Below are 16,059 nucleotides of genomic sequence, written 5' to 3'. Positions count from 1 at the left end.
GCATGGCGCGCCTGATCCACCTCAACGGCCTCTCGCGCGTGGGAAAATCGACTCTCGCCCGCCGCTACGCCGACGAGCACCCCGGAACTCTCGCGCTGGATCTGGACGTACTCGCGGGGTTGATCGGCGGATGGCAGGAGAACTTCTTCGCGGCCTTGGAGTTGGCGCGAGGCCACGGGCGGGAGCTGGCCATGCGGCACCTGCGCCAGGGTCACGACGTGATCCTCCCGCAACTGGTGACCGTTCATGACCGCGATCCGGATCCGGCCTTCGAGGCGGCAGCCCGCGCGGCCGGAGCCACCTACGTCGAAGTCGTCCTCCTCATCGACGACCGCGAGCATCTGCGACGTGTACGCGACAAGCGTCCGATCAACGCTGTCGAGGCACGGCTCCAGGCGGTACTGGAAGATCCCGATTCCGACCTGATCGACAGAATTCGCGGTCACCTCGACGAGTATCTGGCCAAGCGCCCACACGCGATCCGGCTCGACACGACCGGCGTCGGGGAAGACCACTCCTACGCGCACCTCATGGAAGCACTCGACGCGACTTGAGACGTCCGTCCCGTTGCGCAAAGCGGCACTTCATGGCTCGCGCAGGCGGAGTCGACCACTTCCAGCACCGTGACCTGCACCGATCCACCTACGACCCCGGAACGAGCCCCCAAAAGGCGCCTTTCCGTTGCATGGCACAGAATTTCGTGCCCCCATGAGCAGGCCGTTAGCTTCGAATTCATGGAATGGAGCTTTCAGCCGGCCGAAGAAATCATTGCCGCGTTGCGCGCCGGCGCGGTGACATCGGCGGAACTGACCGACGAGGCGATCGCCCGGATCGAGCGCGACGACAAGGTGATCAACGCGATCTGTGTGCCGGACTTCGACCGCGCGCGGGCCGCCGCGCACCGTGCGGACCAGGCACGCGCGCGTGGTGAGGACCGGCCGCTGCTCGGCGTCCCCGTGACGGTCAAGGAGTCGTACGACATGGCCGGGCTGCCCACGACGTGGGGAATGCCACCGTACCGCGACCACCTGCCTGCCGAGGACGCGGTTCAGGTGTCGCGGCTCAAGGCCGCGGGCGCGGTGGTGCTCGGCAAGACCAATGTCCCGTTGGGACTGCAGGACATCCAGAGCTTCAACGAGATCTACGGCACCACAGTGAACCCGTGGGATCACGGCCGTACCCCGGGCGGCTCCTCCGGCGGGTCGGCGGCGGCACTGGCGTCCGGGTTCGGCGCGCTGTCCATCGGCTCCGACCTCGCCGGCTCCCTGCGCACGCCCGCGCATTTCTGCGGCGTCTACGCCCACAAACCGACGCTCGGACTGGCCGCCAGCCGCGGCATGGTCCCGCCGTCCGAGCCCGCCTTCCCGGCCGACCCCGACCTCGCCGTCGTCGGTCCGATGGCGCGTACCGCGCGCGACCTCGCGCTCCTGCTCGACGTCATGGCCGGGCCGGACCCGCTGACGTACGGCGTGGCGCATCGCTCGGTGCTGCCGCCCGCCCGCCACGAGCGGCTCCGCGATTTCCGGGTCCTGGTCGTCGACGACCATCCGCTCATTCCGACCGGAGCCGCCGTGCGGGCGGGCGTACGCAGGGTGGCCGACGCGCTCGTCGGCGGCGGAGCCCGCGTCGCGTGGCGTAGTCCGCTGCTACCCGATCTGGCCGAGGCCGCGAAGCTCTACATGGAGTTGCTGATTTCGGGCTCTGTCGCGCGTTTCCCCATCGAATCGCTCGAGCAGCTGCGGGCCGAGGCGGACGACAAGAGCCTCGACGCCGTTCGGCTGGACGCCATGCTGTTCAGTCACAGCGATTGGATGGAGGCGGACAAGCGCCGGGAGGTCCACCGCCACGGCTGGCGGCGGCTGTTCGGCGAGTTCGACGCCGTGGTGTGCCCGATCACGCCGACGCCCGCGTTCCCGCACGACCACCATCCCAACCCGATGGAACGGCATATCGACATCGACGGCGTCGAGTACCCGTACTTCGATCAGCTCGTCTGGGCGGGCCTGGCCACCATGCCTGGCCTGCCTGCCACCGCCATACCGGCGGGCCGGTCCCCCGAGGGCCTGCCGGTCGGCGTGCAGCTCGTCGGTCCGATGTTCGAAGACCGCACCCCGTTGCGACTGGCCGAACTGCTCGAACGGGAGATCGGCGGCTTCGAGGCACCGGGCGACGGCGTGCGATAGGTTGCCGGCCATGACCCGACTCGGTCACGTCGTCTGGCCGCCTGCCCCGATCAAGACCGACCGGCTCGTCCTCCGCGGGTCCGAAGCCCGTGACCGCTCGGCGTTCATCGAGCTCTTCGCCTCGCCAGAGGTGGGCACGTACATCGGCGGCGCCCGACCGCGTGAGGAGCTCGAGCGCACGAGCCCCGCGATTCCTGGCCGGCGACCGGGACTGTTCGTCATCGAGCTCGACGGGTCGCTGATCGGCATGATCACGCTCGATCAGCGGGACGCGGAGCGCCCGGGGCATATCCGTCCGGATGCCGGGGAGACCGAACTCGGGTACCTGCTTTTGCCGCGGGCGTGGGGACGCGGGTACGCCACCGAGGCCTGCGCGGCGGCACTCGACTGGTTCGCCGACGCGCTTCCCGGCGAGCCGGTGGTGCTCTGCACGCAGATCGCCAACGAAGGCTCGATGCGCCTTGCCGCGAAGCTCGGGTTCACTGAAGTGGACCGGTTCGAGGAGTACGACGCGGAGCAGTGGTTCGGCGTCCGGTACCCACCTTCCCGCTGAGCGCACGGACCCTCGTGAGTAGTGAGGACGCTTCTGCTGGCTCCAGGCCCCGGAGGTGTCGCGAAAGCCACTTTCGGGACATCAGACGTCTCGAAAGTGGCTTTCGCGACATGACCACCAGGACGACGCCGCGCCCAGCGCCCAGCGGAATCCCGGTACCGAGTGGGTCTGGTCTAGCCGTCGCGCGGCNGAACGTGTCGCTAAAGCCACTTTCGGGACATCAGACGTCTCTAAAGTGGCTTTCGCGACATGCTCACCACGGCGATATCGTGCCTGGCCATGGCCGACGTTGCGAAAGTGGCTTTCGAAACCCCCGGCAGTACAGGTGAGCTCCGATACGCGACCGCCCTTGGCTAGAACCGTCCTCACCACTCACGAGGCGGAAATCGTGTTCAGCCCACCGCGATCGACTGGAACGTCACGGGGATCCGCGGCGGTCCGGTCCCGTCGCCCGGCCCCTTCGAGTCGTCCACGCCACCGCGTGCGACCTTGTCCAGCGTCTGGAGACCGGCATCCGAGATGCTCCCGAACACGGTGTACTCCGGCGGCAGTTCGGCTTCTCCGTAGACCATGAAGAACTGGCTGCCGCCCGAGTTCGGCTCCTGCCTCTTCGCCATGGCGAGAATGCCCCGCCCGTACCTCAGCCCCGAGAAGACCTCGTCCGGAATGGTGTATCCCGGCCCGCCCATTCCGGAACCTTCAGGGTCGCCGCACTGGAGCATCTGCAGTCCCGAGGTACCGAGCCGGTGGCACGAGGTTCCGTCGAAATATCCCTGCTGCGCCAGCGAGAGGAAGTTCGCCACGGCGCACGGCGCGAGCCCGCGGTCCAGCGTCAACCCGATGTCACCGGCTGTCGTCTTGACCGTGACCTCCGACGCGCCGGACGCCGGGGTCGGGCCCGCCGCGGGCGGGTTCACCTTCTTCGGCACCGAACCGGTGGAATCCGCCGGGTACGCGCAGTCCGTCGGATCCGCCAGCGGCGTGCTCCGCTTCGGCATCGGAACCCTGCTCGAAGGGATGTTCACCGGGCTCTGCGTCGTCGTGTCCTCGGAGCTGGACGTCGGAGCCGGCGAGGACGAAGACGACACGGCCGCGCTCGTGTCCTTCGAGTCCGGCAGGAAGTACCCCGTCACCACGAAGCCGGTGATCGCCACGACGGCGACGATCACGACGAGTCCCAGCGCACCCAGGCCCACCCAGAGCACCGTCTTGTTCGACGACGGCGGCGGCTGTTGCGGCGCGCCGTACCAGTCTTGCTGCTGATACGGCTGCTGCGGATAGGGCTGCTGGTACTGCGGAGCCCCGGGGTCGGGCGCCTGGCCTTCGGGCTCGCCCGGCAGCGGTGGCTGGGACATCTGTGCTCCTGTCGTCCGGAGGAAGTACAGGAACACTCTCGCGTATCGCCGCTCACGACGTCACGGCATCCCCCATGGTGCGCTGGTCCCGTTCGACGGGACGGGCCGGATCTCGAGGTCCGGCCGGTCGCCCGCGCGGTGCACGACGGCCTCCTCCCCACGCCGCAGGTCGACGTGGACGTCGCCGTTCGGCGACCGCCGCCAGCGTTTCGGCCGCCCCCACCGGTCGCGGACGGCCAGCTCGCCGTCCATGTCCGTCCGCAGCACGCACGGCGCCCCCGCCTCGCTGGTGATCTTGACCCAGCGCGTCTTCCCCGCCTGCCGGGAAGCGCTGAGCAGGAACGCGCCCTCCGTGCGGAAGTCGCGCAACGCGGCGTCGGCCCAGGCGGCGGGCACGGCCGGGAACAGCCGGATCACCCCGCCCCAGCTCTGCACGAGCATGTCGTGCAGCGACTGCGCGGCCGAAAGCGGCGTCTCGATCACCGGACCGGATTCCTTGTACATCGTGTTCGGCTGGATGTAGCGCCGCTGCAGTTCGCCGAGGTAGAACGCCGCCTTCTCGCCGCGCAGCATCTGTGCCGACATCGACGCGGCGCCGGTGAACGTGTAGCCCTGCAACGCGCCTTCGAAGCCCACCCAGTGGTCGAGCGAGGTCTCGATGATCCGCCGGTGCTCCGGCCGCTCCCAGGTGATCTCGTACAGCGGGTAGATCTGCAGCAGATGCGAGTAGTGCCGGTGCGATTTCGCGAACGGCACGCCTGCGCCGATCATGTAACCGTTGGCGTCGGCCGGATACGGGACCAGCGTGGCCAGCACCTCTCGCCATCGCCAGGCGAGCGGGTCGTCGAGGCGCAGTTCCGCCGCGGACTCCAAAAGGGTCTTACAGCCCCAGCGGATCAACGCGAGGTCGTAGTTGCAGTCCGGCGCGTTCACGCCGTACTCCGGGGAGAACGTCGCCGGGAGATGCAGCTTCCCGTCCGATCCGGGCGCCAGGAAGTGCAGGTAGTAGTTGATCGCCTTGCGCAGCAACGGGAACAGGGTGTCCCGCAGGAGGCGCCGGTCCATCGTGTGCCGATAGGACAGCCAGACGTTGTGCAGCGCCCAGGTGAGATTGCCGACCTCGGGCGTCGGTGTCGCCTTGCCGGGGATGCCCACCGGGAACCCGGCGTTCGCCCCGGCCGCGCCGTTGATGAGGGTCATGTCGGTCGTGCGCGGGACACCCGCCGAATCGTGCTGGTAGGGCTCGGCGACCTGGCTCATCAGGTTCGCCCGGAACTTGCCGAGCGCGTGGCTCACCGCGTCCAGTTCGAGGTGATTGGACCCGTGGATGAGCCAGTACTCCAGCTGGACGTTGAGGTTCCACCAGGTCGCGGGCCACGGGGTCGGCTCCAGCCACGGTCCGCAGGTCGCCATCACCGGCGCTTCCCGGCGCGCGGCGGAGGCGATCTTGTACAGCTGGATCCAGTAGAAGCTCTGGAGCCGGGTGTCCGGAACGGACAGGAAACCGTGCCGATAGTAGTCATGCCACCAGCGACGGTGCCCGGCCGTCAGCGCGGAGAACGGTTCAGCCCGGCGGACCGTCTTCAACGCCTCTCGCGCGGCCGTCCGCTTCGGGAACGACCACGCCACCGACGTGTACAGCGTCCGCTTCGATCCGCGGCCGACCTCGCGCCACGCCGTGACGTGCTCCCCGCCGGACAGCAGGGTCTGCACGGAAAACCTGGCGTCACCGCTGCTTTCCAGAGTCGCGGGCGGGTTGGCCACATACCCGGCGGGCGGCGGCTTCCCGAACTTCGGATCGGTTCTCGGGCTCACCGCCTCGGCCGGATGGAAGATCCACTCGAAGCCGCGCTCCCCCTCGGACGGCTCGATCTCGACGGCCAGCAGCGACTGTCCGGTGTGGACGATCGCGCGCAGCGAGAGACTGCCCGCCGCCGTGGTGATCGTGCCCCTCAGTTCGGCGTTCCAGAGGTCCATCCGCCAGTCGATCCCGGTGATGGCGCCGACCGGTTCGAGGGTGAAGTACCCGATCGGCAGCCGCGCGAGCCCGAACAGGGAGCCGAACTCCGGCCGGTGATCCTGCACCTCGCTGTGCTGGACGTTGAACCGGACGGCGTTCCGGCCCGGTTCGGCGTAGATGCCCGAGCCGAGGAAACCGTTGCCCAGGAAGGGGCCTTCGTACCAGGTCTTCGGCATACGGCGCCAGATCAGGTCGGCCGCGCCGAGGAAGCCGGGCCAGTCGATACCGCCGAGCGCGAAGTCGTTCTCCACGGCCGAAGCCGACGGCGCGAACCCGGCCGCCGCCACGCCCGCCAAGGCCCCGCCGAGTACCGTCCTGCGAGTGATGTCCATCATCAGATCCCCCATGCCGGAGTTCCACGATCACCAGGAACGTCCCGCGGCTCCAGCACCGGACGTGTGCCGCGTCGCGTGACGACGGCCGTCCCGCCGCGGCCGAGCGGGATCGAGATCGTGCCGGGGCCCGCGTGCCGCCAAGGAAGCCGCCGTCCGCGCCCGTCGCGGACCTCGATGTCACCGGGGATCCCGTGCCGCAGCGTGAGCGGCTCCCCCGCCTCGCTGTGGACGCGGATCCATTCGGTCGCGCCGTTCGCGCGGGAAGCGTCCACGAGAAAGGCGCCCTCCGCGCGCAAGCTCTCGAAGGACGCGTCCGGCCACGTCGACGAAACCGACGGGAAAACCTTGAGCACTCCGTGATCGCCCTGCAGCAGCATGTCCACTATGGACTGAGCGGCGGTGATGGGGCTTTCGATCGCGAGGTTCGCGCCCTCGCGGTACATCGTGTTCGGTGTCAGCTGTGTGTTGGCCACGACGGTCCCGTCGAGGAAGATCTTCAGATACCGCAGGGCCTCCTCCGGCGCGTCCATCACGGAGCTCATCGACGACGCCGCCGCGAAACTGTAGCCGTGCCATTTGGCCTGCGCGCCGGACCAGTGCGCGAAAGTGCGGCGCATGATGTCCCGGTCGCCGGGACGGTCCCAGAGCTTCTCACGCAGCGGATAAAGCCAGAGCAGATGAGAGAAGTGCCGATGCGAGTCGGCCAGCGGGACACCGTCGCCGATCAGCACGCCCTGCGCGGGATCCTGGTGGTAAGGCACCAGTTTCTCGCCGATCTCCCGCCACGCCGGCACCCGCGGGTCGTCGATCCGCAGCTTGGCCGCCGATTCGAGGAGGGTGCGCGCGGCCCAGCTGATCAACGAGAGGTCGTAGGTGCAGTCGGCCGCGTCGGCGTACTCGGGTGACCTCGTCATCGGCAGGTGCAAGGTGCCGTCCGGGCCGGTGGCGAGGAAGTGGCGGTAGTAGTTGAGCGCCTTGGCGAGCGTCGGATACAGCACGTCCCGCAGGACGTGGACGTCCATGCTGTGCCGGTACGCGAGCCAGACGTTGTGCAGGCCCCAGATCAGGTTGCCGGTCTGGTCGTTCTTGGTGACGGGGCCAGGGATCCCGACCGCGCGGGTGCCGCCCGGCCGCAGCCGCCAGTCCCCCGGATGCGAGAGGGCGTACGTGTCACCGTCCCGGTAAGCGGGAGGGACCGAGAGTTCGAGGTTGGCGTGGTCGCGGCGGAACGTCGCGGTGACGGCGTCGAGTTCGGGATGGTTGCTGCTGTTGACGATCGGATACGTGACCTGGACGTTGAGGTTCCACCACACCGCCGTCCAGCTGTTGCCGACCTCCGGGAACCACGGGCCCCATTCGGCGACGACCGGTCCGTTCGCCCGGGTGGCGCAGGCGGTCTTGTACAGCTGGATCCAGTAGAACCGCTGGATCCGTTTGTCCGGAACGGATACGAAGCTGCGGCGGTAGAAGGCGTTCCACCAGCGCCGATGGCCGCCGACGAGCCCGTCCGGGTGCACCGCCGACGCCCGGTGGACCCTCCTGATCGCCTCGGCGGTGTGGGTCGGCTCGGGGAACGCGTACGCGACCGTCGCCACCAGGAGCCGTCGCGTGCCGATCGTCCGCTCACGCCACGCCGTCGTGTACCCGCCACCCGCGTGCAGCGGCTGCTCGCAGTACCGGACCTCGCCCGCACTGGCGAGCGTCGGATCGGGATTGGCCGTGTACTCGGGCGGTTTGCGGATCGTCCTGGTCGTCGCCGATACGAGCGGCGTGAACCCCCATTCCGCGGACGCCTCCCCGGTGAGCGAGACGAGGAGGAGGTCCTGGTCGTTGTGGACCAGCGCGGAGAACCGCACCGAACCCCGGGTGGTGGTGATCGTGCCGCCGAGTTCGGCGTTGTACAGGTCCAGGTGCCAGTCCACCGCGGTGATCGCGCCCTCGAAGGTGAGGGTGAGGTAGCCGATCGGGAGCCGCGAGTACCCGATGGCCGCTTCCCATTGCCCGCGCTGATCCTGGACCTGGGAATGGCCGAGCATCACCTTGAGGACGTTCTGCCGCGCGTCCGCGTAGAACTGCACGCCGAGGAAGCCGTTGGCGAGGAACGGGCCCTCCTGCCAGTTCTTCGGCATCCGCTTCCAGGCCATGCGCGCGTCGTCGACGATCCGGCGGTGGACGTCCTGTCCGGCGAGCGCCGGCGGAGCCCCCTGCGCCCACAGCCCGCCGAGCGCGGCCGCCCCCGCCGTGACCCTCAGCATCGATCGTCTGGACAGCTCGGCCATCGGTCGCCTCCAGATTCATACTACGTTTACCGCAGCTCAAGTCCTGGCGACCGGCATGTTTCCAGAGATAGCCGAGCTTTGGCCACCCCCTTCACTCGCGCAGCCGTACATACATCCGATGTCTTACCGGACAATTCACTAGTTGTTGAGCAAGCGCGCCTTCAGCGTCCGGACGGCCGCGTCGGACACGCCACGCTGCCGGGCCCAGCCCGCGAAGCCACCGAAGTCGTCCTCGACGCTGTCCAGCAAGGCGGTGATCGTGCTCTCCGTGCACCGGAACAGTTCCTCCGGCAAGCCGAGCGGGCGGAACCGCTCGATCACCCGGGGAAGGCTGTACGCGCTGCGCAGGTAGTCATGGACGATCAGCTCTCGCGGCGCACCGGCGAGCCCGAGCGCGAGCGCCGTGACGACACCCGTTCTGTCCTTGCCCGACGCGCAGTGCACCACAACGGGACGGGCCAGCAGGACCGCCAGGATCTCGATGGCGATCGAGAGGTTCTCGTCGTGCCGGAGATGATCGACGTAGATCTCCTCCAGTGCGCTGGACCGTCCGCTTTGGACGGTCCGCAACGGCACGTTCACATAGCGGACGCCGGGTAGTTCCGCCCGGCCCTCGCCGACCGTCTCGGCACTGGAGCGGAGATCGAGCACACTCTCGATACCGAACCGGTCGAGCAGGAGTTCCTTGTCGGTTCCGGTCAGCGCCTGCAGGGTGTCGCTGCGGAACAGCCGCCCCGGCCGGATCGGCCCGCCGCCGGTGTCGCGGAAGTTGAACGCGCCGGTGAGCGCGGAAGCCACCGCGGTCACCGGGAATCCCCCGCCGTCCCGCCGAAGGTGATGGTCCCGGCCGAACCGTCGACGGTGATCACCTGGCCGGTGACGATCCGCGTCGTGGCGCCGGGAACGCCGACCACGGCCGGGATCCCGTGTTCCCTGGCCACGGTGGTGCCGTGGGAGATCATCCCGCCCGTTTCGGTCACCAGCGCGGCGGCCGTCAGGAACAACGGCGTCCAACCGGGGTCCGTCGTCGCGGCGACCAGGATCTCGCCCGGTTCGATCCGCGCCCCGTCCGGATCGTGGATCACCCGCGCCCGGCCGGTCGCCACCCCGGCGGCGGCCGCCAGCCCCGTGAGGTCGCCACCGTCCGAAGTGGATTCGAGAGTGGGCGCGGTGCCGTCGGAAAGCACGACCGACGGAACCCGGGGCCGCCGGCATTCCCGCTCCCAGACCTCTCGCCGAGATGCCACGGTCGCGCGGAAGTCCCTGCTGTCCAAAGCTTCGCGGACCTCGGCGAGATCGAGGAACATCACGTCGTCGGCGCGGTCCAGCCGCTCCGCCCGCACGATCTCCTCACCGACGAGGAGCAGTTGCGTCCGGAGGGCGGCGAAACCGCGCATGAGGCAGAACTTGGGGAACTCACGCAGCCCACGCAACCGCCTGGACCGCCGGAGCAGGAACCGTGCGAGCAACGCCCGGTGCAGCTTGGTCACCGGAAGCCGCCCGGTGAGCTCGACGATCCGCGCTTCGGCCGCCGCGGCCGCCTGCTCGAAACGCGTTTCCGCGTCCTGCTCCTCGCCTTCCGCGCGAAGCAGGTTCGACAGCATCGCGAAGACCGGCTCGGGGTCGTCGGACCAGCGAGGTACCCCGAAGTCGATCTCCGAGGTCGCACGGCAGCCGTACTCGCCCAGAAACTCGGCGACGCCTTGCTGGATCACCTCCGGCAGGGTCCCGGCGAGGTGCTTGGCGGCCAGTTCGTCGGGCGCTGTTTCCAGCAACAGCCGGAAGGCCTCGTCGTCGCGCCGGATCGCGGCCGCCGCCCGCCACAACGCCAGGTCCATCTCGGTGGTCGGATTGTGCGGGATCCCCCGGAAGACGGTGGCCACCTCGGCGTCGCTCACGTACCCGCGTAACAACTGCCCGGCCAGCTGCCCGCCGGTCCCGCCCGCGGTGTTGGCGTCGCGAGGGAGGTTCGCCTCGATCCGGCAGACGTCGCTCCGGATGGATTCCACAAAGGACAGACGTTCCTCCGCCGTCGCCTCGGCGGGTCCGGCGAAGGCGGCGATCCGCCGTTCGGCGTCGCGGACGACCGCGGCGCGAGCCCGATCCGGCCACAGCCAAGCCGGGATCATCCGTTCCCAGCGGCGACGCCGTTTCTTCGGCGGGGTGTCCTCCTCGGAACCGGACGCCACCGAGGGGAACCGGCGATCACGGCCGAGCTGCTCGACGAGCCGCCCGGAAGGCGCGGCGAGACTGTCCACGAACGCGGACATCTTCGGCCGCTTCGCCGGGCTCCGCACGCCGTCGGTGATGTCCCAGTACAGCCACCCGTCCACGTCGGTGATCTCGGCGGAGAAGCCGAGCGCGCTCATGTACGCCGCCATCCCGCGCTGGCGTTCGCGGATCATGGACGCGCCCATCGGCGTGAAGGGCCGGCTGATCCCCTGATAGACGTTGACCGACCAGTACGCGCGTGGTTCCTCGCTCTCCGGGACCGGGAACAGCGTGGTGATGTGCCGCGACTGGGTGAGCCACAGTTCGCCGTCACCGTTGAACGCCCACTCGACGTCCTGCGGCGCGCCGAAGTGCTTCTCCAGATGCCTGCCGACGGCCGCGAGTTCACCCAGCCGTGACGGCGTCAGGCAGCCGTCGTCCGGGCCTTCGAGGGGTTCGCCGCCGACGGTCAGCCGGTAGTGGTCCGGGGTCACCGCACCGGAGACCACCGCTTCGCCCAGACCGGGAGCGGCGTCGACGACGATCTCGGAACGCTTGCCCGACACCGGATTCGCCGTGTACAGCACACCGGCGCATTCGGCGTCGACCAGCCGCTGCACGATCACCGCGATGGCGGGCCCGCGATCGGTGCCGTGCGCCGCCCGGTACCTGGTCGCCCGCTCCGACCAGAGCGAAGCCCAGCATCGGCGCACCGCCGCGAGCACCTCGCCGGAGCCCCGGACGTCGAGGAAGGTGTCGTACTGCCCGGCGAAACTGGCGTCCGGCAGATCTTCGGCCGTCGACGAGGACCGCACCGCGACCGCCGCCGGCTCAGTTCGCGAAAGCCGTTCGTACGCCTCGACGATCCCGGCTTCGAGCGGCGCCGGGATCGGCACGGTCAGGACATGGGCACGCAGCCGGTCCGCCAGCTCGGCCAGTCGTCCCTCGTCGTCGGACGGCACCCTGGTCAGCTCGCCGAGCAACCGCGGGCCCTCGCCGTCGGAGAGCACCTGCCGGTACGCGGCGGTCGTGACGCAGAAACCCTCCGGTACGGGAAAACCCGCCGAAGTCATTTCCGCGAGGTTCGCCGCCTTGCCGCCGACGAGGTCGCGCGGGATTCCTCCCGCTCCGGCGAGCTCGAGAATCACTTTCATTACCTCCAGGGGGTGTTTGCTTAGCCTAAGCTTGCATCCTCAACCTGGGTTGAGTTCAAATGATGTCATGGAATCCGCATCGATCAGAGAGGTCGCCGACCGGTTCGACCTTCCGGTTTCGACCCTGCACTACTGGGAACGCCGAGGACTGATCAAGCCGCACCGGCGGTCCGGCTGGCGTTGCTACGACACCGACCAGCTCTACCGGATCGCCCTGATCCGGCTGTGGCGGGACACCGGCCAGCTCAGTCTCGACGAGATCGCGACCGTGCTCGCCGGGCGCACCGCCACGCACGACTGGCGGGACACCGTTTCGGCCCGTATCGAAGCACTGGAGTCCCAGCTCGAAAAGCTCGCCACCGCGCGGACGTATCTGCGCCATCTGCTCCGCTGCCCCGAAAACACACTGGAACGCTGCCCGGAGTTCCGGTCCACAGTGGAGCTGCCGGGCGCTTGACCTCAAGCCGGGTTGAGGGGGCAGGCTACCGGAGTATGACCGCCCGTGGCCTGATCGACACCACCGAGATGTACCTCAAAGCAGCCTACGAGCTGGAAGAGGACGGTGTCGTCCCGTTGCGCGCCCGGATCGCGGACCGGCTCGAGCAGAGCCCGCCGACGGTCAGCCAGACCGTGGCCCGCCTCCAGCGTGACGGCCTCCTCCTGGTCGCGGAGGACCGGCGGCTGGAGCTTTCGCCGGAAGGGCGGCGGATCGCGGTGCGGGTGATGTGCAAGCACCGCCTCGCGGAAACGCTGCTCTATCGGGTGATCGGGCTGGACTGGGTCCGGCTGCACGACGAGGCCTGCCGCTGGGAACACGTGATGTCCGACGCCGCCGCGCGCCGGATCTTCGAACTCTGCGGCGGGCCGCGGTTCAGCCCGTACGGCGGGCCGATTCCCGGTTTGGCCTTTCTCGGCCTGTCCGGCCTCGCCCCGGTGCCGGCGCCGCCGGGGATGCGGCCCGCCACCCATGCAGGAGGGCACGAGGTCCGGCTGCACCGGATCAGCGAACGGATCCAGGACGATTCCGCGTTCCTCGGAACGCTTCTGGCCGCGGGCCTCACCCCTGGCGCGCGGATGACGCTCACCCCGGCCGACGGACGACGGCTCGAAGCGCGTACGGCCACGGCGACCGTGCTCCTCGAGCGAAACCAGGCGTCGAAGATGATCGTCTGCGATCCCCCCGCACCGATTTCCCCGGTCCCGGCGCGCACCCGCTGCGTCGCCGGTCGCTGAGCCGTTCTTTCGCGCATTGCATATCGTTTTTCGAACAGGCGTGCGCGTTCCAGCCGAGCCAGGCAGTAAGATGTCATATGATCTGCCGATCTGATGTCCAGCTCCGGGGGCCGAAGGAGGGAGACCGCCATGCCACTTCGAGCGGCCAGTACAGCGAGACTCTCGTCCACTGTGGTCGACCAGTTCGAGGAACTGATCGAGACCGGCGAATGGCCGGTCGGCTCCCGTATCCCGCCGGAACAGGAGCTGGTCGAACAGCTCGGCGTCGGACGCAGCACGGTCCGTGAAGCCGTCCGCGCCCTTGAGCACGCCGGGTTGCTGGAGCCTCGCCGCGGCGACGGCACTTACGTGAGGGCACGGCACGGGCTGTCCGCGGCCCTGCTGCGGCGAACCCGCGCCGCGAACGTTCTCGAAGTACTCGAAGTCCGCAACAGCATCGAGCGCCAGGCCGCCAGGACCGCGGCGGAACGCCGGAACGCCGAAGACATCGCCCGGATCACCACGGCCCTCGCCGCCCAGCACGAAGCACGCGACGCCGGGGACGAAGACGCTTTCCTCGCCGCGGACAACGAATTCCACGCCGCGATCATCGCCGCCACGCACAACGCGGTCCTGATCGAATTGTGGGAGGGCCTCAGTTACGCGCTCAGCAGCGGGGTGGCGACGGTGATGGCCGAGCTGCGCCGCGAGCACATCGACTTCCCGGATCACGACACCCTCGCCGAGGCCATCACCGACGGCGACGCCGACCGCGCCGAACGGGCCGTCGCGGTGATCATCGACGCCGCCGTCGCGGTGCTGACCAAGGCACAGAACAAAACCGCTTCCCGCAAGAGGAAAAGCACACCGAAGCGCCGTTGAGCGCACCTGGCCGGGTCAGCCGAGACGGATGGCCGGCCGGTACAGATCGAACCAATGATGGAGATCCAGAACCCGGTCCAGGCCGTGTCGCGTCTGGCCGGTCAACGTCGCCGCGTCCGCCTGGACGGCGTCGTACACCCAGTCCCGGTTCACCAGCTGGAAAACCGGCGAGTCGAGGTCCGCGAGCACCTGTTTCGCCTGTGACTGAAGCGCGACCGCGTATCCGATGTCCTGAGTGGACGGATACGGGCTCTTCAACCGCTCGGTGACCGAGGTCGGCAGAAGATGCTTCGTCGCCTGCCGCAACAGGCTCTTCTCCCTGCCGTCGAAGTTCTTGAACGCCCACGGGGTGTTGTAGACGTACTCGACGAGCCGGTGATCGCAGAACGGGACCCGGACCTCCAGCCCCACGGCCATCGACATCCGGTCCTTGCGGTCGAGCAACACCCGGACCCACCTGGTCAGGTTCTGGTGACAGATCACCCGCATCCGTTGTTCGAGGGCGTCGTCCCCCGGGAGTTGCTCGACCTCCGCGACCGCGGAGGCGTACTCGTCGGCGGCATAAGCGGGCACGTCGAGCGCTTCGCGGACGTCACGGCGGAGCAGGTTCTCCCGGTCACTGGTGACCGCGTTGCGGAACACCAGCCACGGGAACATGTCGGTGGTACGGGATTCCTCTTCGAAGAACCACCGGTAGCCGCCGAACACCTCGTCCGCCGCCTCGCCCGACAAGGCCACAGTGGACTGCCGCCGGATCGCCTTGAACAACAGATAGAGCGAGAGGTCGACGTCGCCGAGCCCGGACGGCATGTCCCGCGCCGCGACGCAGGCCCGGCGCACGTCGGGATCGGTGAGCTCGGCGGGGTCCAGCACGACGTTCTCGTGCACCGAACCGACGAGATCGACGACGTCGCGGATGAACGGCGAATCGGGGGCGTCGCGCATCTCGTCCGGGCGGAAGTTCTCCTCCTGCCCGGCGTAGTCGACCGAGAACGTGCGCAGCGGCTCCCCCGACTCCGCGAGCCGCGACGCCGCGATCCCGGTGACCGCGCTCGAATCCAGCCCGCCCGAGAGCAGAACGCACCTCGGCACGTCGGAGACCAGCTGGCGGTGCACGATGTCGGTCATCAGCTCGCCGACCCGCGCCACCGTCGCGTCCTGATCGTCGGTGTGCGGAGCGGTCCGCAGCCGCCAGTAGGTGCGCGAACGGATCCCGCGGTCGTCGACGGTGACGATCGTCCCCGGTTCGACCTCGTGCATGTCCTTCCACAGCGACCAGCCGGGTTTCTTGGTGAACGCGACCAGTTCGCGCAGGCCGTCCGCGTCGACGACACGCGGCGCCCGCGGGTTCGCCAGGATCGCCTTCGGCTCCGAACCGAACAGCACGCCGCCGGGGGTCGCCTGATAGTAGAGGGGTTTCACGCCCATGCGATCCCGGATCAGCACCAGCTTCGCGGTGCGGGAGTCCCAGACGGCGAAGGCGTACATGCCGTTCAGCCGGTCCGCGACCCCCGCTTCCCATTCCAGGTAACCGCGCAGAACCACCTCGGTGTCGCTGTCGGTGTGGAACCGGTGCCCCTTGTCCCGCAGTTCCTTCCGGAGCTCGGTGTAGTTGTAGACCTCCCCGCTGTAGACCAGCGCCACCTCACCGGCCGGGGTACCGGCCGACATCGGCTGCACACCGCCGGGCAGGTCGATCACCGCGAGCCTGCGATGCCCGAGCGCGGCGTGGCGGTCCAGCCAGGCACCTCCGGCGTCCGGACCGCGGCAGGACATCGTCGCCGTCATCGCGTCGAGGATCGGTCGCTGGCTCCGCAGGTCGTCCTCGAACGACACCCAGCCGGTGATTCCGCACATTTCGCCTCCCAGTAACCG

General features: G+C 68.9%; 12 protein-coding genes. 6 read left to right on the top strand and 6 right to left on the bottom strand.

Translation table 11 applies throughout. The features are described 5' to 3' along the window. The first annotated feature begins 2 nt into the window (after positions 1–2). From ACXIZN_RS07835 to ACXIZN_RS07825, 3 genes are all read left to right on the top strand, one after another. A complete protein-coding gene (locus ACXIZN_RS07835) occupies positions 3–554 on the top strand; it encodes an AAA family ATPase (RefSeq protein WP_457953284.1) in 552 nt (183 codons plus the stop codon). Between the two features lie 180 nt (positions 555–734). Then, positions 735–2,183 carry an amidase gene (locus ACXIZN_RS07830; RefSeq protein ID WP_457953283.1) on the top strand — a complete coding sequence of 483 codons (1,449 nt, stop codon included), beginning with the start codon at positions 735–737 and terminating at the stop codon, positions 2,181–2,183. Positions 2,184–2,193: 10 nt separating this feature from the next. Then, positions 2,194–2,736, top strand: coding sequence for a GNAT family N-acetyltransferase (locus ACXIZN_RS07825; RefSeq protein WP_457953282.1), 543 nt, complete (start codon positions 2,194–2,196; stop codon positions 2,734–2,736). 392 nt (positions 2,737–3,128) lie between these two features. Here the strand turns inward: ACXIZN_RS07825 and ACXIZN_RS07820 are convergent, their stop codons facing one another. From ACXIZN_RS07820 to ACXIZN_RS07800, 5 genes are all read right to left on the bottom strand, one after another. Next, positions 3,129–4,091 carry a peptidylprolyl isomerase gene (locus ACXIZN_RS07820; protein ID WP_457953281.1) on the bottom strand — a complete coding sequence of 321 codons (963 nt, stop codon included), beginning with the start codon at positions 4,089–4,091 and terminating at the stop codon, positions 3,129–3,131. A 60-nt stretch (positions 4,092–4,151) separates the two neighbouring features. Further along, positions 4,152–6,443: a glycosyl hydrolase family 95 catalytic domain-containing protein gene (locus tag ACXIZN_RS07815; protein WP_457960476.1), complete on the bottom strand. Its 2,292-nt coding sequence runs from the start codon at positions 6,441–6,443 to the stop codon at positions 4,152–4,154. 2 nt (positions 6,444–6,445) lie between these two features. After that, positions 6,446–8,725 carry a glycosyl hydrolase family 95 catalytic domain-containing protein gene (locus tag ACXIZN_RS07810; RefSeq protein WP_457953280.1) on the bottom strand — a complete coding sequence of 760 codons (2,280 nt, stop codon included), beginning with the start codon at positions 8,723–8,725 and terminating at the stop codon, positions 6,446–6,448. 138 nt (positions 8,726–8,863) lie between these two features. Next, on the bottom strand, positions 8,864–9,532 hold the full coding sequence (locus ACXIZN_RS07805; RefSeq protein ID WP_457953279.1) for a tyrosine-protein phosphatase: 669 nt from the start codon (positions 9,530–9,532) through the stop codon (positions 8,864–8,866). After that, a complete protein-coding gene (locus tag ACXIZN_RS07800; RefSeq protein WP_457953278.1) occupies positions 9,529–12,090 on the bottom strand; it encodes a PEP/pyruvate-binding domain-containing protein in 2,562 nt (853 codons plus the stop codon). The genes ACXIZN_RS07805 and ACXIZN_RS07800 overlap by 4 nt, the downstream gene beginning before the upstream one ends. Before the next feature lie 67 nt (positions 12,091–12,157). Here ACXIZN_RS07800 and ACXIZN_RS07795 point away from each other — a divergent pair, with 67 nt between their 5' ends. The 3 genes from ACXIZN_RS07795 (at position 12,158) to ACXIZN_RS07785 (ending at position 14,184) form a co-directional block, all read left to right on the top strand. Further along, a complete protein-coding gene (locus ACXIZN_RS07795; protein ID WP_457953277.1) occupies positions 12,158–12,547 on the top strand; it encodes a MerR family transcriptional regulator in 390 nt (129 codons plus the stop codon). A gap of 35 nt (positions 12,548–12,582) precedes the next feature. Further along, positions 12,583–13,323: a metal-dependent transcriptional regulator gene (locus tag ACXIZN_RS07790; RefSeq protein ID WP_457953276.1), complete on the top strand. Its 741-nt coding sequence runs from the start codon at positions 12,583–12,585 to the stop codon at positions 13,321–13,323. A 129-nt stretch (positions 13,324–13,452) separates the two neighbouring features. Continuing rightward, positions 13,453–14,184 (top strand): FadR/GntR family transcriptional regulator, encoded by a 732-nt coding sequence (locus ACXIZN_RS07785; protein ID WP_457953275.1) that lies wholly within the window; start codon positions 13,453–13,455, stop codon positions 14,182–14,184. A 15-nt stretch (positions 14,185–14,199) separates the two neighbouring features. Here the strand turns inward: ACXIZN_RS07785 and asnB are convergent, their stop codons facing one another. Next, positions 14,200–16,041, bottom strand: coding sequence for an asparagine synthase (glutamine-hydrolyzing) (asnB, locus tag ACXIZN_RS07780; RefSeq protein WP_457953274.1), 1,842 nt, complete (start codon positions 16,039–16,041; stop codon positions 14,200–14,202). Positions 16,042–16,059: the final 18 nt, after the last annotated feature.

Source organism: Amycolatopsis sp. TRM77291, from assembly GCF_054166285.1.
The sequence above is the reverse complement of the archived record's forward strand: the minus strand, read 5'-3'. Positions and strand labels throughout refer to the sequence as shown.